Source organism: Stenotrophomonas sp. CFBP 13718 (assembly GCF_014842145.1).
Taxonomy (GTDB): Bacteria; Pseudomonadota; Gammaproteobacteria; order Xanthomonadales; family Xanthomonadaceae; genus Stenotrophomonas.
This window is the reverse complement of record NZ_JACYVC010000001.1, coordinates 550,413-570,629: the sequence shown is the minus strand read 5'-3', so window position 1 is coordinate 570,629 and position 20,217 is coordinate 550,413. Positions and strand designations below refer to the sequence as shown.

The 20,217-nt window shown below is 65.0% G+C and carries 18 protein-coding genes and 4 tRNA genes; 9 read left to right on the top strand and 13 right to left on the bottom strand.

Translation table 11 applies throughout. The annotated features are described in order from the left end of the window. Nucleotides 1–78 precede the first annotated feature (78 nt). The 4 genes from alaS (at nucleotide 79) to IFT58_RS02510 (ending at nucleotide 4,227) form a co-directional block, all read left to right on the top strand. Nucleotides 79–2,730, top strand: coding sequence for an alanine--tRNA ligase (gene alaS / locus IFT58_RS02525; RefSeq protein ID WP_192093812.1), 2,652 nt, complete (start codon nucleotides 79–81; stop codon nucleotides 2,728–2,730). 145 nt (nucleotides 2,731–2,875) lie between these two features. After that, complete coding sequence (gene csrA, locus IFT58_RS02520) at nucleotides 2,876–3,076, top strand: carbon storage regulator CsrA (RefSeq protein ID WP_042615469.1); 201 nt, start codon at nucleotides 2,876–2,878, stop codon at nucleotides 3,074–3,076. An 81-nt stretch (nucleotides 3,077–3,157) separates the two neighbouring features. Beyond that, nucleotides 3,158–3,250 (top strand) — tRNA-Ser (locus IFT58_RS02515). Nucleotides 3,251–3,459: 209 nt separating this feature from the next. Next, a complete protein-coding gene (locus IFT58_RS02510; RefSeq protein WP_342029525.1) occupies nucleotides 3,460–4,227 on the top strand; it encodes a response regulator transcription factor in 768 nt (255 codons plus the stop codon). Here IFT58_RS02510 and IFT58_RS02505 read toward each other — a convergent pair. Continuing rightward, nucleotides 4,172–5,569, bottom strand: a complete 1,398-nt coding sequence (locus tag IFT58_RS02505; RefSeq protein WP_249405563.1) for an ATP-binding protein — start codon at nucleotides 5,567–5,569, stop codon at nucleotides 4,172–4,174. The genes IFT58_RS02510 and IFT58_RS02505 overlap by 56 nt on opposite strands. A 133-nt stretch (nucleotides 5,570–5,702) precedes the next feature. Here IFT58_RS02505 and IFT58_RS02500 point away from each other — a divergent pair, with 133 nt between their 5' ends. Together IFT58_RS02500 and IFT58_RS02495 are read left to right on the top strand one after the other, a co-directional pair. After that, complete coding sequence (locus IFT58_RS02500) at nucleotides 5,703–8,099, top strand: YadA-like family protein (RefSeq protein ID WP_192093811.1); 2,397 nt, start codon at nucleotides 5,703–5,705, stop codon at nucleotides 8,097–8,099. A gap of 63 nt (nucleotides 8,100–8,162) precedes the next feature. After that, nucleotides 8,163–10,130 carry a S8 family serine peptidase gene (locus tag IFT58_RS02495; RefSeq protein WP_192093810.1) on the top strand — a complete coding sequence of 656 codons (1,968 nt, stop codon included), beginning with the start codon at nucleotides 8,163–8,165 and terminating at the stop codon, nucleotides 10,128–10,130. A 189-nt stretch (nucleotides 10,131–10,319) separates the two neighbouring features. Here IFT58_RS02495 and IFT58_RS02490 read toward each other — a convergent pair whose 3' ends face one another. The 3 genes from IFT58_RS02490 to IFT58_RS02480 form a co-directional block, all read right to left on the bottom strand. Continuing rightward, the gene (locus IFT58_RS02490) at nucleotides 10,320–10,472 is read right to left on the bottom strand and encodes a hypothetical protein (RefSeq protein WP_192080543.1); all 153 of its coding nucleotides are present in this window, start codon (nucleotides 10,470–10,472) and stop codon (nucleotides 10,320–10,322) included. 76 nt (nucleotides 10,473–10,548) lie between these two features. Then, nucleotides 10,549–11,352, bottom strand: a complete 804-nt coding sequence (locus IFT58_RS02485) for a hypothetical protein (RefSeq protein ID WP_192080544.1) — start codon at nucleotides 11,350–11,352, stop codon at nucleotides 10,549–10,551. After that, nucleotides 11,352–12,263, bottom strand: coding sequence for a hypothetical protein (locus tag IFT58_RS02480; RefSeq protein ID WP_192093809.1), 912 nt, complete (start codon nucleotides 12,261–12,263; stop codon nucleotides 11,352–11,354). Before IFT58_RS02480 ends, IFT58_RS02485 begins: the two co-directional genes overlap by 1 nt. A gap of 350 nt (nucleotides 12,264–12,613) precedes the next feature. Here IFT58_RS02480 and IFT58_RS02475 point away from each other — a divergent pair, with 350 nt between their 5' ends. Further along, entirely contained in the window at nucleotides 12,614–12,817 is a 204-nt protein-coding gene (locus IFT58_RS02475) for a hypothetical protein (RefSeq protein WP_192093808.1), read from the top strand. A gap of 159 nt (nucleotides 12,818–12,976) precedes the next feature. Here IFT58_RS02475 and IFT58_RS02470 read toward each other — a convergent pair whose 3' ends face one another. Then, nucleotides 12,977–13,144: a hypothetical protein gene (locus tag IFT58_RS02470; RefSeq protein WP_192093807.1), complete on the bottom strand. Its 168-nt coding sequence runs from the start codon at nucleotides 13,142–13,144 to the stop codon at nucleotides 12,977–12,979. A 63-nt stretch (nucleotides 13,145–13,207) separates the two neighbouring features. Here IFT58_RS02470 and IFT58_RS02465 point away from each other — a divergent pair, with 63 nt between their 5' ends. After that, the gene (locus IFT58_RS02465; RefSeq protein ID WP_192093806.1) at nucleotides 13,208–14,278 is read left to right on the top strand and encodes a hypothetical protein; all 1,071 of its coding nucleotides are present in this window, start codon (nucleotides 13,208–13,210) and stop codon (nucleotides 14,276–14,278) included. Between the two features lie 59 nt (nucleotides 14,279–14,337). Here the strand turns inward: IFT58_RS02465 and IFT58_RS02460 are convergent, their stop codons facing one another. Beyond that, the gene (locus IFT58_RS02460) at nucleotides 14,338–15,039 is read right to left on the bottom strand and encodes a pirin family protein (RefSeq protein WP_192093805.1); all 702 of its coding nucleotides are present in this window, start codon (nucleotides 15,037–15,039) and stop codon (nucleotides 14,338–14,340) included. A gap of 138 nt (nucleotides 15,040–15,177) precedes the next feature. Here IFT58_RS02460 and IFT58_RS02455 point away from each other — a divergent pair, with 138 nt between their 5' ends. Continuing rightward, nucleotides 15,178–16,092, top strand: coding sequence for a LysR family transcriptional regulator (locus IFT58_RS02455; RefSeq protein WP_192093804.1), 915 nt, complete (start codon nucleotides 15,178–15,180; stop codon nucleotides 16,090–16,092). A gap of 106 nt (nucleotides 16,093–16,198) precedes the next feature. On the opposite strand, the gene IFT58_RS02450 is transcribed toward IFT58_RS02455, so the two are convergent. From IFT58_RS02450 to IFT58_RS02420, 7 genes are all read right to left on the bottom strand, one after another. Continuing rightward, nucleotides 16,199–16,275: transfer RNA gene (locus IFT58_RS02450), tRNA-Arg, on the bottom strand. 53 nt (nucleotides 16,276–16,328) lie between these two features. Further along, nucleotides 16,329–16,405, bottom strand: a tRNA-Arg gene (locus IFT58_RS02445). Between the two features lie 58 nt (nucleotides 16,406–16,463). Then, nucleotides 16,464–16,540 (bottom strand) — tRNA-Arg (locus IFT58_RS02440). A 63-nt stretch (nucleotides 16,541–16,603) separates the two neighbouring features. Continuing rightward, a complete protein-coding gene (locus tag IFT58_RS02435) occupies nucleotides 16,604–17,458 on the bottom strand; it encodes an alpha/beta fold hydrolase (protein ID WP_192080557.1) in 855 nt (284 codons plus the stop codon). Beyond that, complete coding sequence (thiD, locus tag IFT58_RS02430; RefSeq protein WP_192093803.1) at nucleotides 17,455–18,264, bottom strand: bifunctional hydroxymethylpyrimidine kinase/phosphomethylpyrimidine kinase; 810 nt, start codon at nucleotides 18,262–18,264, stop codon at nucleotides 17,455–17,457. Before thiD ends, IFT58_RS02435 begins: the two co-directional genes overlap by 4 nt. A 33-nt stretch (nucleotides 18,265–18,297) precedes the next feature. After that, on the bottom strand, nucleotides 18,298–18,789 hold the full coding sequence (locus IFT58_RS02425) for a hypothetical protein (RefSeq protein ID WP_192093802.1): 492 nt from the start codon (nucleotides 18,787–18,789) through the stop codon (nucleotides 18,298–18,300). A gap of 5 nt (nucleotides 18,790–18,794) precedes the next feature. Continuing rightward, nucleotides 18,795–20,192: a PhoH family protein gene (locus IFT58_RS02420; RefSeq protein WP_188324390.1), complete on the bottom strand. Its 1,398-nt coding sequence runs from the start codon at nucleotides 20,190–20,192 to the stop codon at nucleotides 18,795–18,797. Nucleotides 20,193–20,217: the final 25 nt, after the last annotated feature.

Here is a 20,217-nt window from a genome sequence, read left to right as displayed (position 1 = left end):
GTTTCGGAGGTCCGAAATCCGACCCTGGCCAGTGTGGCTGGCGGCGGTGGCTCTCCGGCCCGCAGACTGCCAGCCCCCATGACCGCATCCGCCAAATTCACCACCTCCCAGATCCGCAGTGATTTCCTTGAGTTCTTCAAGGGAAAGGGGCACACCATCGTGCCGTCGGCCCCCTTGGTGCCCGGCAATGACCCGACCCTGCTGTTCACCAACTCCGGCATGGTCCAGTTCAAGGACGTGTTCCTCGGTGCGGAAAAGCGCAGCTACGTGCGCGCCGCCGATGTGCAGCGCTGCCTGCGTGCGGGTGGCAAGCACAACGACCTGGACCAGGTCGGCTACACCGCACGTCACCACACCTTCTTTGAAATGCTGGGCAACTGGTCCTTCGGCGACTATTTCAAGAAGGATGCGATCGCGTGGGCGTGGGAGCTGCTGACCCAGGTCTGGAAGCTGCCGGCCGATCGCCTGCTGGTCACCGTCTACCAGACCGATGACGAAGCCTATGCACTGTGGCGCGACATGGTGGGCATCCCCGAAGCGCGCATCGTGCGCATCGGCGACAACAAGGGCGCCCCGTACGCCTCGGACAATTTCTGGCAGATGGCCGACACCGGGCCGTGCGGTCCCTGCACGGAAATCTTCTATGACCATGGCGATCATATCGCCGGCGGTCCGCCGGGTTCGCCGGACGAAGACGGTGACCGCTTCATCGAAATCTGGAACCTGGTGTTCATGCAGTTCGATCGCCAGCCCGATGGCACGCTGATCCCGCTGCCCGCGCCGTGCGTGGATACGGGCATGGGCCTGGAGCGCTTGGCGGCGATCCTGCAGCATGTGCATACGAACTATGAAATCGACCTGTTCCAGGCGCTGATCCGCAAGGCCAGCGAGCTGACCGGCATGGGCGATCTGGAAAACAAGTCGCTGCGCGTGATCGCCGATCACATCCGCGCCTGTTCCTTCCTGATCGTGGACGGCGTGCTGCCGTCCAACGAAGGCCGCGGCTACGTGCTGCGCCGTATCATCCGCCGCGCACTGCGCCATGGCTGGTTGCTCGGCGTGCGCCAGCCGTTCTTCAGCAAGTTGGTGCCCACGCTGGTGGAGCAGATGGGTGTGGCCTATCCGGAGCTGCCGGCCACGGCCGACACCGTGACCCGTGCGCTGAAGGCTGAGGAAGAGCGCTTCGCTGAAACGCTCGATGCCGGCATGAAGATCTTCGAAGACATCGCCAGCCGTGCCAGCAACAAGGTGATTCCGGGTGTCGATGCCTTCCGTCTGTTTGACACGTATGGCTTCCCGCTGGACCTGACTGCCGATATCGCCCGCGAGCGCGACATGACCGTGGACACGGCGGGGTTCGATGCGGCGATGGAACAGCAGCGCGAAACCGCGCGCGCCGCGGGCAAGTTCGGTGGCGGCGTGTCGCTGCCGGCTGATCTGGTGGCCACGCTGAAGCCGACCGTGTTCCTGGGCTATGACGCGTTGCAGTCCGACGGCCTGCGCGTGGTGGCCCTGCTGAAGGACGGTCGCCCGGTACAGGCCGTGCAGGCTGGTGATGCGGTCATCGTGCTGACCGAGCAGACGCCGTTCTATGCCGAATCCGGTGGCCAGGTGGGCGATACCGGCGTGCTGTCGGCCAACGGCGTGCGCGTGGACGTAGCGGAAACGCAGAAGTTCGCGGGGCAGTTCCATGGCCATGTCGGCACGCTGGCCGAAGGCAGCCTGAAGGTCGGCGACGTGCTGGCCGGGCAGGTCGATGCCGAGCGCCGTGGCGCCACCATCCTCAACCACTCCGCCACGCACCTCCTGCATGCCGCCCTGCGCGAAGTGCTGGGTACTCACGTGCAGCAGAAGGGCTCGCTGGTGGCTCCGGATCGCCTGCGCTTCGACTTTTCGCATTTCCAGCCGATCAGCGCCGAAGAACTGGCGATCATCGAGCGCAAGGTCAACCAGCAGGTACGCATCAACAACGCCGTTGAAGTGCACAACATGGGCATGCAGGAAGCGCTGGACTTCGGCGCAATGGCCCTGTTCGGCGAGAAGTACGGCGAGAACGTGCGCGTCCTGAAGATGGGTGACTACTCGACGGAGCTGTGCGGTGGCACGCACGTCAGCCGCACCGGTGACATCGGTCTGTTCAAGATCACGTCCGAGGGCGGCGTGTCGTCCGGCGTGCGTCGCATCGAGGCCGTGACCGGCCAGGGTGCGCTGGACCATGTGGATGCCGAAGAAGCGCGTCTGGCCGAAGCCGCCCATCTGCTGGGTGGCAGTGCGGCCGATGTGGTGGAAAAGATCCGCGTGCAGGTCGCACGGCAGAAACAGCTGGAACGTGAGCTTGAATCGTTGAAGGCCAAGCTGGCCGCCGGTGCCACGGCGGACCTCTCGTCGCAGGCGGTGGACGTGGCCGGAGTAAAGCTGCTGGTCGCCCGGCTTGAAGGCTTTGACGCAAAAGCCCTGCGTGATGCGGTGGATCGCCTGAAGCAGCAGCTGGGTGATGCCGTGATCCTGCTGGCCGGCACCCAGGACGGCAAGGCCGCGCTGGTCGCTGGCGTGAACGGCAGTGCAACCGGCAGGGTCAAGGCGGGGGAACTGTTGGCCCACGTCGCCAGTCAGATCGGGGGCAAGGGCGGCGGTCGCCCGGACTTGGCCCAGGGTGGTGGTGAGGACGGGCCCGCCCTTGCATCTGCATTGGCGGCGGTTGCCGATTGGGTCAAGCCGCGTCTCGTATGAACCGCAGCCCTCTCGTGCCTTGTGGCTGCGGGAGGGCTGACGGTACCATTGGCCATCTTTTTCCCTTAAACGTGGGGCGGGCCTTGACGGTCTGCCAGGCCGGTGGGGGATACCCTTCCACACGGTTTCATGGAGAATTACTGCAATGTTGATCTTGACCCGCCGCGTTGGCGAAACCCTGATGATCGGCGACTCGGTCAGCGTTACTGTGCTCGGCGTCAAGGGCAACCAGGTCCGTATCGGCATCACGGCACCGAAGGACGTGGCCGTCCATCGCGAAGAAATCTACCAGCGCATCCAGCGCGGAGATGAAGCTGCGACCAGCAGTGAAGATTCTGCTGAATAAGGCTTTACCTGCGGCCGCGAAAAACGTTATTATTCGCGTCCCCGCTGCGGAGTACTTCTCCACCAGCGGTTGCACCACCCCGGAGCGATGCCCGAGCGGCTGAAGGGGCTCCCCTGCTAAGGGAGTATAGGGTCAAAAACTCTATCGAGGGTTCGAATCCCTCTCGCTCCGCCACATACGAAAACGCCTGCAGACTTGATCTGCAGGCGTTTTTTTTTGCCTTCAGCCAGCGCACGCGCCGTGCACGGCAGCGTTGAGAGTCGACCCGGTGTTCGAGCCGCCGAGCATGACGCCGCGCAACCGATTGTCTGCATATCGACGCCGTTGACGTCAGCGGACTGCAATACACTGGGCTTCGTCGTCCCGGTGGTCCTGGTAGCGCCTTGAACGCTTCATCCGAAACCGAAGTGCCTGACTCGCTGATCTGCGTCGCCCTGCTGGAGGACGACGACATGCTGCGCGACCGGGTGCTGTTGCCGGGGCTGCGTCGCCATGGTTTCAACGTACTGCCCATGCGTACTGTGGCCGAACTCGAACAGGTGCTGCAGCACCGTCGGCTGGACCTGATCGTGCTGGATATCGGGCTACCTGATGGCGATGGTCTGGTTGTGACCCGTGATCTGCAGCAGCGCTTCCCTGGCCTTGGCATCGTCATCCTGAGTGGCCGTGGCAGCGCCCCGGACATGGTGCAGGGACTGAGCCAAGGCGCCGATGCGTATCTGGCCAAACCGGTGGAAATCGAGATGCTGGCGGCGACGCTGTTCAGTGTCGCGCGGCGGCTGCAGCGCGTCGCCGTCGGTGCGACGGTTGCCGCGGAGCGTGATATGGCCAGTGCCCCGGCCGCCGCGGACTGGGTCCTGCAGGATGATGGCTGGTGCTTGTTCGCACCGGATGGCCGTGCGCTAGCCTTGACCAGCTCCGAGCGGCGTGTGCTGTTGTGTCTGTGGCGCACGCGCGGACGGCTGGTGCAGCGCGATGCCTTGCTGGCGACCTTGGGCGGCGAGCTCGGCATGGAGATCGACCCGCATCGGCTGGATGTGCTGCTGCACCGGTTGCGGCAGAAAGTGCTGGAGCGCACAGGCAGTGCGCTGCCCCTTACCTCGATTCGTGGGCAGGGGTATCTGTTGATGCCTGTGGCAGGCGCAGGCTGAAACACGCCCCCACCGCGCGCGTGCTGTCCACGCTGATCGTGCCCCCGGCGTCGCGTGCCATTTCCCACGCTACCGCCAGCCCCAGGCCGGTGCCCTGGCCGGTCGGCTTGGTGGTGTAGAACGCTTCGAATACACGCGCGGCGACGTCCGGGCTCATGCCGGTGCCGGTGTCGGCCAACTCCAGCAGTGTCCAGGTGCCTTCGTGCTGGATGCTGATCGAAAAACAACCGCCGGCGGGCATCGCATCGCGCGCATTGGCTGCGAAGTTGAGCAGGACCAGTTCGAACTGGCTGCGATCCAGACGAACCGTGCACGGCTGTGCGGGGACGGTGACCTCCAGTGCCACGCCGGGGCCGAGCAGCTGGCGCAGCATCGGCCGCAGCTCCTGCACGGCGTGGCCGACGTCGAACACCACCGGCACCAACAGGTCCTGGCGGCTGAAACTGAGCAGCTTGCGGGTCACGCTGATGCCACGTTGGGCGGCCTGTTCGACGCCTTCCAGCGCATCGGCCAGCTGCGGTGCCTCGCTGGCAGCATCGAAATCCAGTTCATGGATGCGGTGGCGCAGCGAGGCGTGGCCGATGATGCTGCCCAGGATGTTGTTGAAGTCATGCGATATGCCGCTGGTGAGCTGGCCGACCGTCTCGATCTTCTGCATGTGCAGCAGCCGCTGCTGCACGCGTTCGCGTTCGCGCATCTCCTCGCGCATCCGCCGTGCGGCATGTTGCGCGCGCGCCAATCCTTCGCGCAGCGCGGCGACGGTACGGTCCAGCACCAGGGTGATCATCAGGTAGCTCAGTGCAAGCGATGGCAGGTTCTGGAACCGGCTGCCGCTGCCCGACGGGGGCTGCCCCCACGGGCTGCCCATGCCCAGCACGAACATCAGCGGGATGCAGGCGTAGACACTCCACAGCGCACCGCGACCGATCACCAGCGCGGCCAGGGTAAGCAGCAGCATCGGGTAAGGATCGAAGGCCTGCAGCTGGTAACCGAAGGCGAGGTTGGCGATGAGCGCGCAGCACATCGTGACCGCGATGAACATGGCCGTGCCGGGCTTGACCAGTCCGCGGCGGATCATCAGCACACCGCTCCACGCTGCCACCGTCATCGCGGAATCTGTGCCGATATCCACCGCCAACTGCGCGGCGTTCATCTGTATTTCGTAGGTAAGCAGGTGATAGAGCTTGTTGAGCGGTATTTCCACGCCCAGGAAAATCAACAGGATCTGCAGTGCCGGCGCGTTGCGGCGGTCAATCGGATCAGCCACCGGCACGCGGCGAAGCCATGCCGCCGCCCGGCGCCATGGCGCCCACGTGACCCGCTGCAGTCCAGGCATCCCCATGCGGTGAGTCTAGCGTGAGGAAGCAGAGAGAATGCGTGCATTGAAGCGACGTCGTCGCTGTCGGTAAATCGAGGTACGGAACGCGTCGGCCAAGGGGGCCCGGTGCGGCCAACCCTTCCTCCGGACAACCCACATGACCAGCCGAATCCAGCCGATCGCCCGCGTCGGGCAGCGTTCCCTGCGCCGCAGTCTGAGCGCCCCGTCTTTCAGTTCGTTGACAGCCGCATTGCTGCTGGCGCTGTCCTCGCTGGCGACCGCCGCCGAGCCGGCGGCCGCCGATACGGCCGCCGTGCAGGCTGACGCCGATCCCGTGGTCACGCCTGCATCGGTCGATGCGGCCAACCGTTACTTCGCGGCGGACGGCGAAGAAGACGATACCGACGACGCCACCGCGGTCGGCACCCATGCGATCGGGATCGGTGCCAGTGCGGCGGCGGACGGCAACTTCGGTGTGGCCATAGGTCCGCGTTCGCGGGTGACCGACGCCTACGGCATCGCCATCGGCCACCGCACGACCGCCGGCAACACCGCCATCGCGATGGGTGACGGCGCGGCAGCCACCGGCCAGTCGGCCGTGGCGATCGGCGGGAGTTTCTTCGGCAGTTCCTTCGGTGACTCGGACGGCGCGCTGAGCAGCGGCTTCGGGTCCGTGGCAGTGGGCTCGGTGGCTACCGCAACGGGTAACACGTCCACGGCGGTTGGCTGGTCGGCCGTTGCCGAAGGCGACAATGCCACCGCATTGGGTTCCGGCTCGCGGGCACAAGGCCTGTATTCGGTGGGCGTGGGCGCTTCAGCGGCCGGCAACGGTGTTCAATCCACTGCAGTGGGTTACGGCGCCTATGCCAACAATGACGTCGCGGTGGCGCTGGGCAGCTTCGCCGAGGCGACCGGCTTTGCCTCGCTGGCCGCCGGTTGGTCCAGCCAGGCCGCAGGCGATGGTGCGGTGGCGCTGGGTGAAACCGCATTGGCCCAAGGGCAGCAGAGCATCGCGATCGGGTCCAGCAGCGCGGGCATCTACACACAGGCCAATGGACTCGGATCGGTGACCGTCGGTGCAGGCTCGTGGGCGCTGTCGGACTATGGCGTGGCGATGGGGTATGACAGTCACGCCGATGGCATGTATGCCACCGCCCTGGGTGGGCAGGCATTGGCCACCGACAACAGCGCCAGCGCATTGGGTGCGATGAGCTTCGCTGCTGCAGAAGAAGCGACGGCAGTGGGCTACGTCGCCAGCGCCAACGGGGTCGGCGCCACGGCATTGGGCGCCGGTGCGACCGCATTGAGTGACGGCTCGCTGGCCTTGGGCCAGAACGCGGCGGCGACCGGCCTGGGCAGCATCGCGCTGGGCGCAGGCAGCGTGGCCGAGCGGGATAACACGGTGTCGATCGGCAGCGAAGGGGCTGAGCGCCAGCTCACCCGCGTCGCGGCCGGCAGCGAAGACACCGACGCGGTGAACGTTGCGCAGTTCCGTGCGCTCTCCACCGTGCTCGGCAGCAGCGATGAAGCGCTGCGGGCCAACCTGGGGCTCACGGTGGCCGCGTTGGGTGGCCGCATCAGCGACGATGGCGCCTTCGTGGCGCCGGCGTACAGCGTGCAGGGCAATGTGTTCAATTCGGTGGATACCGCCTTCGCTGCACTGGACAGCGCGTGGACCCGCCTGGATCAACGTGTCACTGCCGTGGAATCGCGTCCGCAGGGCGGCGTCGGCAGCCCCGGTGTAGCCGTGGGCGGCGATGACGGTGCAAGCATCGCGGCAGGCAGCAATGCCGTGGCCATCGGCTCGGGTGCCAGCGCGGGCGGGCAGAATGCCACCGCCGTCGGTGCGGGTGCCGTGGCTGTGGGTCCGAACGACACGGCGCTGGGCGCCAATGCGCGGGTGCTCGCCGATGGCAGCACGGCCGTGGGTGCCAACAGCGCGATCAGTGCAACGGCGACGAACGCGGTAGCGGTGGGCGAGGGCAGCCAGGTCAGCGCCGCCTCGGGTACCGCGCTCGGCCAAAGTGCCAGCGTCACGGCCAGCAACGCCGTTGCAGTGGGGCAGGGCAGTGTCGCCGACCGCGCCAATACGGTATCGGTCGGCAGCAGCGGCAATGACCGACAGGTCGCTCACGTGGCGGCAGGCACTGCTGGCACCGACGCGGTCAACGTGACCCAGATGCAGGCCGCTGATCGCCAGTCGGTGAGCACGGCCAACGCGTACACCGATGGTCGTTTCAACGCGCTCGACAGCACGCTGGATGATCGCTTCGAACGGATGGGCACCGACCTCGACCGACGCCTCGGCAAGCAGGACCAGCGCATGGACCGGATGGGCGCGATGAGCTCGGCGATGATGAACATGGCGATCAACGCAGCAGGCAGCCGCAGTCCGCGTGGTCGTGTGGCCGTCGGCGCCGGTTGGCAGGGCGGGGAGAACGCGCTGTCGGTCGGCTACGCCAAGCAGATCAGCGAGCGCGCCAGCTTCAGCCTCGGCGGTGCCTTCAGTGGCAGTGACAACTCGGCCGGCATCGGCTTCGGCATCGACCTGTAACCCCCATCGCCTGCATGGCGGTGGCTCCCTGCTGCCGCCAGCCCCTTCCTCGGAGAGAAACAGATGAGCAAGCGTTCCACGATGCTGCGCCGCAGCCTGCTGACGGCTGCGCTGCTGTCCGCACTGCCGGCCGTCCATGCCGCCCAACCGCGGTTTTCCACGCTGCAGACCGGCAGTACGACCCAGCCTACGGCGCTGTATGACGGATTGATTGTCACCTACCGCACTGGCACCACCGCACGCACCAGTGCCAGCGCCGCCGCCAGCCGCTTGAGCACCGTCATGGGCAGCAGCACGGTGCGCGCGCAATGGAGCAGTCAGTACAAACAGGCACCGCCGGTGCTGACCCGCGTGCGTCGACTGGGTGTGGGCGCCGATCTGGTACGCCCCAGCCGCATCCTGACCCAGGGCCAGGTAGACAGTCTGGTGCAGCAGTTGAAGGCTGATCCCAACGTGGCCCATGTCGAGCCGAACCTGATGCTGAAGGCCATCCGCAGCACGGCCAGCACCGTGCTTGCTCCTGGTGCGACCGCACCCAACGATCCCAACTTCAAGGTGCAGTGGCACATGCGTGCGGCGGACGGCACGCTGGAGCGGCTGGAGCCGGATACCAGCATCACGGCACCCAACCGTGGCGGCATCGATGTGATCCCGGCATGGGAGCTGGGCGATGGCGAAGGCATCACCGTCGCGGTGATCGACACCGGCATCACCCAGCATCCGGACCTGGACCTGTCGCTGGCCAACGCAGGCTACGACTTCATCAGCAATGCGTTCGTGTCCGGGCGTGCCACCGATGGCCGCGTCGCGGGCGGTTGGGACACCGGCGACTGGACCACCGACCCCAAGTTCCTCGTGGCCAATGGCGGCTGCGTTCAGGAGCAGGAAGCCACTGACAGCAGTTGGCACGGCACGCACGTGGCGGGCACCATCGCGGAGTTGACCAACAACGGCGTGGGCATGGTCGGGGTTGCACCGAAGGCGAAGGTGCTGCCGATCCGCGCGCTGGGCCATTGTGGCGGCAGCACGGCGGACATCGCCGATGCCATCACCTGGGCATCGGGTGGCCATGTGGATGGCGTGCCGGACAACCAGAATCCGGCCGAGGTCATCAACATGAGCCTGGGCGGCAGCGGCGTCTGCACCGCCGACAGCGTGACCGCACAGGCGATTGCCGGTGCGATGTCGCGCGGCACGGTGGTGGTGGTCGCCGCCGGCAATTCGAACGTGGATGCGGCGTCCTTCACGCCAGCGAGCTGCCCGGGCGTCATCAACGTGGCCGCCACCGGCATCACCGGCAAGCGCGCGTCTTACTCCAACTACGGCAACAGCATCACCCTGTCGGCACCCGGCGGTGGCACGTACACCAACGATGATCCGTCTACCGGGACGACGGCACGTGCCGGCTACATCTGGTCCACGCTCAACACCGGCTCGCACGGGCCAGAGACCCCCACGTATGCGGGTTACACCGGGACCTCGATGGCCGCCCCGCACGTCGCCGGCGTGGCAGCCTTGGTGTTCAGCGCTGCGTACACTGCCAACCGTCCGCTGCCGACACCGCGCGAAGTGCGTGACATCCTCACCCAGACGTCAAAGGTGTTTCCGGTCAAGCCGATCCTGCGCATCGGCGCGGGCCTGTTGGATGCGCGGCAAGCGGTCGCGCGGGCGGCCGGTGTTTCTGCTGGCGGTGACGAAGGTAGCGCGGTGACCCTGGCACGCGGTGCGTCTGCCAGCCAGCTCACTGCTGCGCAGGGCGCATGGCAGTTGTACCGCGTGGACGTGCCGGCTGGCGCGCGAAATCTGCAGATCCGCACGCTGGGCGGCAGCGGGCAGCTGAAGATGTACGTACGCACCACCCGCGCACCGGAACGCGATGGCACCGGCGCGGATGTCAGTGCGGTGCGCGCCGGCACGACGCAGAACATGCAGGCCGCGTTGCCGGTGGCGGACTCGTACTTCATCCGGTTGGTGGGCGGCACCGGCGGGTATCGCGCGGTGACGTTGACGGCGACCTACACCGCCCCGTGACGGACGCGCGTCATGCGGGCTGACGGTAGGCGTGATGTAGTGCGGCCCGCTGCGCTCGCCGACCATGGGTCGGCGCTACCAAGGCCACGGTAGCGCCGAGCCGTGCTCGGCGGAAAGTGAGGCAGCCGACTGAAGTCGGCTCTACCGATGCGCATAGGCCGGTGATTAGAACAGTTACGAGGCCTGCAGTTATACGCATCGCGGATCGCCGAGGAAGTGCCAATTGCGTTCGATGAAACCGCTGGCGGCGTAGATCTTGTCGAACACGCTCTTGACGTTGGAAGAACCGATCAGGAAAAGCTCCGCGTTGATCTGCGAGGAAGCCAATCCTGCTGCAGGCACGCCCCCACCATGCGCGTGTGGCGGACAGTCACCCGTGATCACCTGGCTGGTTGGCTGAAGGATCCGGGCAGCCACTTCATTTTTCGCTTGGCTTCGCCAACGCCCGCATGGCCCCTATAACGTTGGTTACCAGCTTGGGATCTTCGTCGGGGTGCGTAGCAGTGTAGGCTGCCAGCAACTTCACAGCACGCGGGTCCCCCAACTCCCCAGCAACAGTCATGGCGGCAGGAATTCCGGCAGTGCTTCCCGTGCCCGCAGAAAACCCAAGGCCAAACTGGTACGCGGTAAATGGCGTAGGACTGATGCTGAACTGTGAAGCAGACCGATCCATTGCTTCGCGGCGGTCTCTATCTATTGCTGGGCGCTGTGCCTCGGGAAGTGCGTTGACTACCTCAAGATAGCTGCTGGCGCCTGCCTGCTCCATAACACTCGCCATCCTCGCCAGCAGACGGTCGACAAGGAATATACCGGCCTTTCGATTGTTGTCGTCGGCCATCGCTCGTAGGTCAGCGTCGCTAACATGCTGGGCAACAAGCCACTCTTCAGGAAGCGGTGTCCCCAAACTGATCAACTCACTACGCTCTGCAGCGGTGCTGAAGTGTAGAGCTCCAAAGTAACGTTGGGATAGCCCCTCCAAGTAAGTCCGCTCATCTTTAGAAACGCTTGAGAGGAATGCATCCCAACTCTTAGCACGTGAATCGGCTACGCCTTCAAAGAGCTCCTCCTCAACCGCTCGTGGAGCCGCAGGAGGCTTGGCGATTTGACGGGTGGGTGTCGCAGCGGACTCCACGGCCAACGCTGCCGCGCTGTCATTCTGGCAGCCACTCACGCTCAGCGGTGCGGCTGCTACGAGCGCCATAAAGACGATTTTCCTGTTCATCACCGTGGGCACTCATTGAGATTCATGTCATAGGTCCATGCGGCGCACGCATGTTGAGCCACGCTATTGGCGTAGGCATCATTCGATGCGTCAGTCGTTGTTACTGCGCCATGGTAGATACCTGCAAATCCGATGCACGTGGACCGCGGGCCGCCCTCAGCCGCCCCACCGCAGGCAGTCAACATTGAACCATGGAAGGCCGTGTCGCACGCGGCCCGATTGCCTCCGCCTCCCCAGCATCTGTCGTGTTCATTACAAGAACCCAGGAAAGACACTCCTGGATAGGGAGCATCAAAATTTCCAGAATATGCTTCAGTACTTATGATAGAGAGCACAGAGTTGGCAATCCAGTTCGAAAAACCTCCGGTGCCACAGCCATTAGGCTGCCAGCCCAAGTCATATCCTGGAACGGAAGGCGGTGGACCTGAGCCGCAGTTAGCAGGCCTGCTTGCGCGAAGTCGTTGACAAAATTTCGGGCGATCAATGGCTAGTGGCTCCTCGGGAGCGGTAGCGTGCTCCAACTGCCAGCGCATGTATTCTGCCAGCGCTTCTTGATTTGCCGCATTGTTGCAACCGGATGTTGAGCAAGAGATGGGTTTTCCATCCATTGCGATCGCTACAACTTGGACCCTCGCCAGATCGGTAGTCGCAATTGTTGTGGTCGCGCCCAGCGAGGCGATGACAACCAGCGCAAGAGCTAGCTTTTTCCGCGTTATCAATCCTTTGAAAAGCGTAGTTATCCTTTTCATCATCGTGTGATGCTTTGGCGAAACCCTTGCAGGTACGTTAGAAACGCTATGGTTGACCTCGTTGAACATCAGTTCTGAGACGCGGCGCATTATGCTGCCATGTTCTCTCGCTGGGCCGGCCCATTCCCGATAGACTCCCCAACCGCCCAGATTCTCGATCATCTTCCGGTGCGGCATGACCGCCCCTACGCCTCGGCACTTGCACGTGGGACGGGCATCCGTAGAAGGCTGGTCGGTCCGCATTACTGTCTGGCGTGTCTCAGTATCCTTCCCCGCTTGTAGGCGGCCTTGGGTTTGTCGCGGACCCTATGGGCCAGCGCCGCTTCCGACAAATCATCAGGGAAATCAGTTGTTCTCGCCGCGAATCCTTGAAAGTTGACCGAAATCCATTAATCGTTGGACGGCCGAAGCCCATGCGTTTCAGCATGGCCGACATGTAGGGGCGACGCATGTCTTCAGGGTGTTGTTCCACTGGAAGGCTGTTTAAGATTTGACCAGCCGGAGCGGCGCTCTTGGATGTGCACGTCCGCGGCCCACGCACCACCCGCGCACCGGAAGGCGATGGCACTGGCGCGGATGTCAGTGCGGTGCGCGCCGGCACGACGCAGAACATGCAGGCCGCGTTGCCGGTGGCGGACTCGTACTTCATCCGGTTGGTGGGCGGCACCGGCGGGTATCGCGCGGTGACGTTGACGGCGACCTACACCGCCCCGTGACGGACACGCGTCATGCTGGCTGATGGTCGGCGTGGTGCGGTGCGGCCCGCTGCGCTCGCCGACCATGGGTCGGCGCTACCAAGGCCACGGTAGCGCCGAGCCGTGCTCGGCGGGAAGCAACGCAGCCGACTGAAGTCGGCTCTACCTTGCGATGCCGGCTCAGGCTGGCGCAGGCTTTTCGTAGTCATCCGGGGTGGCGTGGCCTTCCTGCTCGGGCATGTCGCGTTCTTTCCAGCGTGCGCCGTCGTTGCGCAGCTTGTCCGGCGTGTCCGCCTGGTTCTGATCGTCTTCTTCGTTGCCCGGATTGGTCGGCGATTGTTTGTTCATGGCACCCTCCGTGTTGTGACACGGATCGTGCAGCCCGGGTCGTTAAGCGGACGAGTCCGTCGCATGAACGCGGTGCGGGCATGGAAGGCAGATAGACCCGGCACGGACAAAGCCGTGTGTGGGACGCGTCGACGCCGCTGGCGGGACGGTGCGCTACGCTTCTTTGCCGCAGGGGGGCGGCATGCGCTGCCTCACCCGACACAAGGAGCACGGACGATGTGGATTTACAGGGCGACCGCGATGGCGGTCTTCGGTGTGACAGGCCTGTACGCAGGCTCTGCCATGGGCGCGACCTGCGCGGAGAGTTTCCAGGCGGTGGGTGACCCGCGCAACGGCATGCGCTACGCGGCCAGTCGGACCATTCCTGGCATCAGCATGGCCAGTGCGCTTGGCCAGGTGCGCAGCATGGCGCTCAGTGTCGGCTTTGACGCTAGTGGCGATGTCATCACGCCCGAGGACGGCACGATTCTGTTGACCCAGCGCAAAGGCGTCACCATTCCGGTCATCACCGCGGTCCAGGTCCAGCCCAGCGGCGAAGTGTTCGTGACGGTCAAACTCGCGCGCGGTCAGCTGGTGCGCGATGAAGACGCAAAAACCGGTCTGTGCGCGCAGTTGCTGGACAAGATCGAGCCGGGCAAGGAGGGGGAGGCGATCGCCGAGGCCGCACGTCGCGCCAGCCGTTTCGACGAGCCGGTGTCTGTCGACGCGCAGGCACTTTCAGGCGAGCTCGGCAAAGAGGCCGGTCGCTTGGGACGTTCGATCAGCACGGCGCCGATCCGGGGGTTGCTCAGTGGCAAGAATGCCGGCGATGCAAGTGAACTGATGCTGCCCTTCGCGGCCAAGTACATGGGCCGCCGCTACATTGTCGACGGCACCGTCTATACCATTGAACCCAACCGCCTCACCCAGCGGGTCGAGCTGAATTATCTGGTGACCCAGCCGAAGGGGCTGCTGGGACTGCGCGGCTCTGCGGATTTCAACGGCGGAAACTTCGGGGTGCAGTGCCAGTTGGCGCCTGACCAGCGCCTGCTCGCGGGAACCCTCAAAGGCCGCGACAAGGTGCGCCTGGTCGGTACCGTGCACGACATCAACACCGGTGGCGTCGTCCTCGGTGACTGTCGGCAGGTTCGATAAGGGTGTCGACGACGTGCAGGCGGGTGGCAGGGCATTGCCCGCCACCCTGACGTCGGACCTTACAGCGGCACGTCGAACACCAGCACCTCGGCATCATTGCCGTTTTCCAGTGTCACCTGCACTTCGTCGCGCATCTGCAGCGCATCGCCTGCCTCCAGGGTAATGCCGTTGACCTGCAGCTGCCCGCGGGCCACCTGCACATAGGCACCGCGCCCCGGTGCGAGGGTGTGGTGCAGGCGCTGTGCGCCATCGAGGATGCTGGCGAAGATGCGCGCGTCCTGGTGGATCAACAGGGAGCCATCGGCACCGTCGGGCGAAGCGATCAGGCGGAGCTGGCCGCGCTTGTCATCCGGGGTGAAGTGGGTTTCCTGGTAGGACGGTTCGATGTTCTCCTGGTCCGGGAACAGCCAGATCTGCAGGAAGTGCACCGGTTCGTCGGCGGAATGGTTGAACTCGCTGTGGCTGACGCCGCTGCCCGCGCTCATGCGCTGCACGTCACCGTAGCGAAGGACCGACCCGGTGCCCATCGAATCCTTGTGCTCCAGCGCTCCGCCCAGCACGTAGGAGACGATTTCCATGTTGCTGTGGCTGTGGGTGCCGAAGCCCTGGCTGCCGATCACCTTATCTTCGTTGATCACCCGCAGCGGGCCGAACTGGATGTAGCGGGGGTCATGGTAGTTGGCGAACGAGAAGGTGTGCATGGAGTTCAGCCAGCCATGGTCGGCCTTGCCACGGGTTGCGCTCTTGCGGATCTGGATCATGGTGAATCTCCTTGTTCGATGGTTTCGATGCGGGGTTGGCTGCCTGTGCAGGCTGCGTTTCCCGTTGCGAAGAAGTATCCGCTTGCCCTGCGGCTTTGAAAAACGGATAGTTTTGCAAGCCATCATCGAAAAATTCGAATGCTCAAGCTCAGTCTCGACGCGCTGCAGATCCTGGACGCCATCGACCGACGTGGCTCCTTCGCCGCCGCAGGCAAAGCCCTGCACAAGGTCCCCTCGACCATCTCCTACACCGTGGCCAAGCTGGAAGAGGATCTGGGGGTGCAGTTGTTTGACCGCATGGGGCCCCGGGCAGAGATGACCGAGGCGGGGCGCGCGTTGCTCGACGAGGGCCGGCACCTGCTGCGCGCGGCGCGCGAACTGGAGCTGCGTGTCCGACGCGTGGCCTCTGGCTGGGAGGCCGAACTCACGCTGGCGATGGACTCGATGTTTCCCACTTGGTTGCTGGGGACGGATATCGCGGCGTTCCGTGAGGTCGCGGCGCAGACCCGCCTGCGGCTGATCGGCGAGGCGCTGTCGGGCACGTGGGAGGCCCTGTTGGATCGTCGCGCGGACCTGCTGGTCGGTGCGGCGGGCGAGGGCCCCAGCGGCGGGGGCTACGTGGTGGAGCCGATGGGGAGCGTGGCGTTCGTGTTCGCCGTGGCACCGGGGCATCCGTTGGTGGGCGTGCCGGGCGTGCTGCGGCGCGAACAGCTGGTGGAGCACTGTGCGATCGCCGTATCAGACTCGGCACGGCGCCTGCTGCCGCGCACCGTTGGCCTTCTGATGGGACAGGAAACACTGAGCGTGCCCGACATGGCCAGCAAGTTGCGGCTGCAGCGCGAAGGGGTGGGCTTTGGATTCCTGCCTGAGCCCTGCGCGCGTGCGGCCGTGGCGCGGGGCGAGCTGGTGATCCGCGATGTCGAGGAGCACAAGCCGGACGAAACGTTCTGGCTGGCGTGGCGTACCGGAGAAGAGGGCGCCGCACTACGCTGGTGGCGTGAGCGCCTGCGCGCGCCGGGTGTGCTGGATGCATGGTGGAGCGCGATGCGGTAAGCATACTGTTGGGATGAGGGTAGCGCCGACCCAGAGTCGGTGACGGCCGGAATCCGCACACGCAAAAAAAAACAGCAGGCCGAGGCCTGCTGTTTTCTTCGAATAATGGTGCGCCCGGAGAGATTCGAACTCCCGACCGCCTGGTTCGTAGCCAGGTACTCTATCCAACTGAGCTACGGGCGCACGGTGTACTGCTTTTACGGCTGCATCAACGGCGGCGTTGATGATCGCGTCACTGGTGCGCCCGGAGAGATTCGAACTCCCGACCGCCTGGTTCGTAGCCAGGTACTCTATCCAACTGAGCTACGGGCGCATGTGACAGCGATTTTTTTACCACTCAACACCAGCGGCGGGGCTGGTGTTCCTGTTGATGGTGCGCCCGGAGAGATTCGAACTCCCGACCGCCTGGTTCGTAGCCAGGTACTCTATCCAACTGAGCTACGGGCGCGCTTCAACAGGAGCGGAATTATGCGGATTACCGCCGCATCCGTCAACGTTTTTGTGAAGGGTTTCATTCAAGTGAACGCGTCAGCGCCCCTGCGACGGCCTGTGGCGCCTTCATCCAGTGGAAGTGGTCGGCACGTACGCCCAGCCTTGCCGCATCCAATGTGCAGGTCGTGGCCTGCACCTGTGGCAGTTTCTGCAGCAGGGCCTGCATCGATCCGGCCGGCGCCAGCCAGTCATCGGCCATCAGGACCGCCTGCGCGTGCCCCTGTACCCGCTGCAGCTGGCCGTCCAGGTCCTCATCCAGGCCGGCCGCTGCGTACCGGCTGCTTAGTCCAACCCGCGACCAGTCGGCGATCAGGCCGCGCGCTTCGGTACCGCCAAACCCCAGCCGTCGGCCAGGCAGCACACCCGTGCGCTGGGCCAGCCATGCCAGGAAGCGATAGGCCAGCGGCAACGACCAGCGGCGTGGAGCGGGAAAGCTGCGCCACCAGGGCGTGCCACTGGCCACCAGCCAAAGACGTGGAAAAGCGGAAGGGACGCGCCCGGCATGCAGGCAGGCCAGCTGCCCACCCAGGCTGTGCCCGCCGATGATCCAGGGCAGCGCGCCGTCCTGCGCGTCGTGCGCGGCGAGCACCTGCTGGCTGGCCGGCAGGTCGTACTCGAGAATCTGCCGGTAGCCCCAATCCTGCGACCGCGAAGGACGCAATGCGCTGCTTCCATTGCCGCGCCACTCGTGCAGGTACACCGCGATCCCGTCTGCAGCCAGCGCCTGCGCCAAGGGCAGGTAATGGCGCGCGGCCACGCCCAGCGCAGGCAACCACAGCAGCCGCGCACGGGGATGAGTGGGTAGGCAGTGCAGCAGGTCGAAGCGGTGGCCGTCCGCGGTCTGCAGCGGGCTGGTGCGGCTGTCGACGGTCATGCGTGGGTTGCTGCACCGAAATGGTCCAGCACCAGCACCTCGCTGCGACCCGGCAGGTAGCCCAGCTGCAGGCCACGCGCTACATAATCGATCGCGGCCTCGCAGGCGTTGGGCAGGCTGAGGCCGTTGCAGAGTTGCGCGGCGATGGCAGAGGCCAGGGTGCATCCGGTGCCATGTGCATCCACCACCAGGCGTGCGTGGCTGAATTCCTCGCTGCTGACGCCATCGAAGTACCGGTCGATGACCCGGCTGCCTTCATGCAGATGGCCGCCTTTCAGCAGCACGGCGCCCGCACCACGGTCCAGCAGGATGGCCGCCGCATGCTCGGCGTCGTCGGCGTTGAGGATGCGGCGTCCGATCAGCAGCTCGGCTTCCGGCGTGTTCGGGGTGATCAGCGTGGCCAGTGGCAGCAGGCGCGTGCGCAGGGCCTCCAGCGCACTGTCTTCCAGCAGCCGCGCACCACTGGTGGCGACCATCACCGGATCCAGCACGATGTGCGGCGGGCGATGTTTCTCCAGCGCATCGGCCACGCAGTGGATGACCTCGGCGGTCGCCAGCATGCCCAGCTTGACGGCATGCACGTCGAAGTCGTCGAAACAGGCGTCGATCTGCGCTTGCAGGAACGAGATCGGCGGCACGTGCACCGCGATGACGCCGCGCGTGTTCTGCGCAGTCAGCGCGGCGATCGCGGAAAGCCCATGCACGCGGTGTGCGGCAAAGGCTTTCAGGTCGGCCTGGATACCGGCACCACCGCCGGAATCAGATCCGGCGATGGTGAGGACGGAGGCGGGGGTGTTCGGGCTCATGCAGGCATTGTAGGCCGTGACGAGCACCGGCCGTCAGATGCCCGGTTTGCCGCCGCCATTGGGATGGAACTCAGAGAACGTGGCCGTCTTCGGATCGAACACCGCGCCCCAGAACATCGCTCCGCCATCGCAGGCGCGGATCGCTTCGCGCGCCGGATTGATCGTGCTGTTGTCCGGCAGGTGGAAGGCGTTGACGTAGATCAGCTCGTTGCCGCCGGCCTCGATGCCGACGTACTGGCGATCGAAATCCTGCGGCGCCGCGACACGGGGCCCCAGTTGCGCAAGTTGCGCTTCGAGCTGCTCCACCTGCTGGCGACTGGGGGCCCAGTAACCGGTGACCCGGCCCTCGTCGCGCCCCGGGCTGGGACGCGAGCACGTGTCGAGCACCTGCGCGGCAATGACCGGCCGGGTCACCACCCACGATTGCCCTGTCTTGATCGCCGTCGGCACGCTGGGCGGCCCTTTCACCGTGCTGCAGCCCGCCAGCACGGCAACCGCCACCAGCGGCAGCGTTTTCCACATCATGTTGCTCACAGCACCTCCGAAGCGTAGTCGGCCAAGCGCGAACGTTCGCCCCGGCGCAGGGTGATGTGCGCGCTGTGCGGCCAGTTCTTGAAACGGTCCACCGCGTAGGTCAGGCCCGAGGTGGTCTCGGTCAGGTACGGCGTGTCGATCTGCTCCACGTTGCCCAGGCAGACGATCTTGGTGCCGGGGCCGGCGCGGGTGATCAGGGTCTTCATCTGCTTCGGCGTGAGGTTCTGCGCCTCGTCCAGGATCAGGTAACGCGACAGGAACGTACGGCCGCGCATGAAGTTCATCGAGCGGATCTTGATCCGGCTGGCCAGCAGGTCGTTGGTCGCCGCCCGCCCCCACGAACCGCCCTCGGAAGGCTGGGTCAGCACTTCCAGGTTGTCGGTCAGCGCGCCCATCCACGGCGTCATTTTTTCTTCTTCGGTACCGGGCAGGAAGCCGATGTCTTCGCCCACGCTGACCGTCGCACGGGTCATGATGATTTCGCGGTAACGCTGCTGGTCCAGCGTCTGCGCCAGGCCCGCAGCCAGCGCCAGCAGGGTCTTGCCGGTGCCGGCAGTACCCAGCAGGGTGACGAAGTCGATGTCCGGGTCCATCAGTGCATTGAGGGCGAAGTTCTGCTCGCGGTTGCGCGCGCTGATGCCCCACACGGCATGGCTGCCGTGGCGGAAATCATCGACCAGCGACAGCGTGATCCTGTCCCCGGCGACCTTGCTGACACGCAGCTCGACTTCGTCATCACCGGGCAGATGGACGTACTGGTTCGGGTACCAGTCTTCGGTCTCATGTGCTTCCACTTCGTAATGCGTGCGGCCCTTGTCGCTCCAGCTGCGCAGGTCGCTGCCGTGCAGCTTCCAGAAGTCCTCCGGCAGCTCGGTGGCGCCGGTGTAAAGCAGGCTGAAATCATCCAGCGCGCGGTCGTTTTCGTAGTCTTCGGACACGATGCCTGCGATCGCTGCCTTGATCCGCAGGTTGATGTCCTTGGACACGAACACCACCGGAACTTCCGGCGTCTCCTCGTTCAAGGCCAGGATCGCGCCCAGGATGGCGTTGTCCGGAATGACCTTGCCAAAGCTCTTGCCGGCATCGAAATGACTGGTCTGGAAGCGCAGTTTGCCCGCACTGTGCTTGCCACGCAGCTGCAGGCCGTTGGGCAACTGCAGGGGAATGCCTTCGGCGAGGTTGTCCAGCCCCGACGCCTGCACCAGTTCATTGAGGAACCGGCTTACCTGGCGTGCGTTGCGGCTCGCTTCAGAGGTGCCCTTCTTGCCATTGTCCAGTTCTTCGATCACCTGCATCGGCAGGTAGACATCGTGCTCCTCGAATTTGAACAGCGCGGTGGGATCGTGCATCAGCACGTTGGTATCCAGCACGTAGATGCGCTTGCCTCGGGTCATCATCGGTTCCTGGTGGACGGGCAGG

Coding starts and splice junctions, on each gene's coding strand:
- alaS (WP_192093812.1), top strand. CDS start 79: ATGACCGCATCCGCCAAATTCACCACCTCCCAGATCCGCAGTGATTTC.
- IFT58_RS02500 (WP_192093811.1), top strand. CDS start 5,703: ATGACCAGCCGAATCCAGCCGATCGCCCGCGTCGGGCAGCGTTCCCTG.
- IFT58_RS02470 (WP_192093807.1), bottom strand. CDS start 13,144: ATGAACAAACAATCGCCGACCAATCCGGGCAACGAAGAAGACGATCAG.
- IFT58_RS02425 (WP_192093802.1), bottom strand. CDS start 18,789: ATGATGTGGAAAACGCTGCCGCTGGTGGCGGTTGCCGTGCTGGCGGGC.
- IFT58_RS02480 (WP_192093809.1), bottom strand. CDS start 12,263: ATGATCGAGAATCTGGGCGGTTGGGGAGTCTATCGGGAATGGGCCGGC.
- IFT58_RS02485 (WP_192080544.1), bottom strand. CDS start 11,352: ATGAACAGGAAAATCGTCTTTATGGCGCTCGTAGCAGCCGCACCGCTG.
- IFT58_RS02455 (WP_192093804.1), top strand. CDS start 15,178: ATGCTCAAGCTCAGTCTCGACGCGCTGCAGATCCTGGACGCCATCGAC.
- IFT58_RS02505 (WP_249405563.1), bottom strand. CDS start 5,569: ATGGGGATGCCTGGACTGCAGCGGGTCACGTGGGCGCCATGGCGCCGG.
- IFT58_RS02460 (WP_192093805.1), bottom strand. CDS start 15,039: ATGATCCAGATCCGCAAGAGCGCAACCCGTGGCAAGGCCGACCATGGC.
- IFT58_RS02465 (WP_192093806.1), top strand. CDS start 13,208: ATGAACGCGGTGCGGGCATGGAAGGCAGATAGACCCGGCACGGACAAA.
- csrA (WP_042615469.1), top strand. CDS start 2,876: ATGTTGATCTTGACCCGCCGCGTTGGCGAAACCCTGATGATCGGCGAC.
- IFT58_RS02495 (WP_192093810.1), top strand. CDS start 8,163: ATGAGCAAGCGTTCCACGATGCTGCGCCGCAGCCTGCTGACGGCTGCG.
- thiD (WP_192093803.1), bottom strand. CDS start 18,264: ATGAGCCCGAACACCCCCGCCTCCGTCCTCACCATCGCCGGATCTGAT.
- IFT58_RS02435 (WP_192080557.1), bottom strand. CDS start 17,458: ATGACCGTCGACAGCCGCACCAGCCCGCTGCAGACCGCGGACGGCCAC.
- IFT58_RS02420 (WP_188324390.1), bottom strand. CDS start 20,192: ATGACCCGAGGCAAGCGCATCTACGTGCTGGATACCAACGTGCTGATG.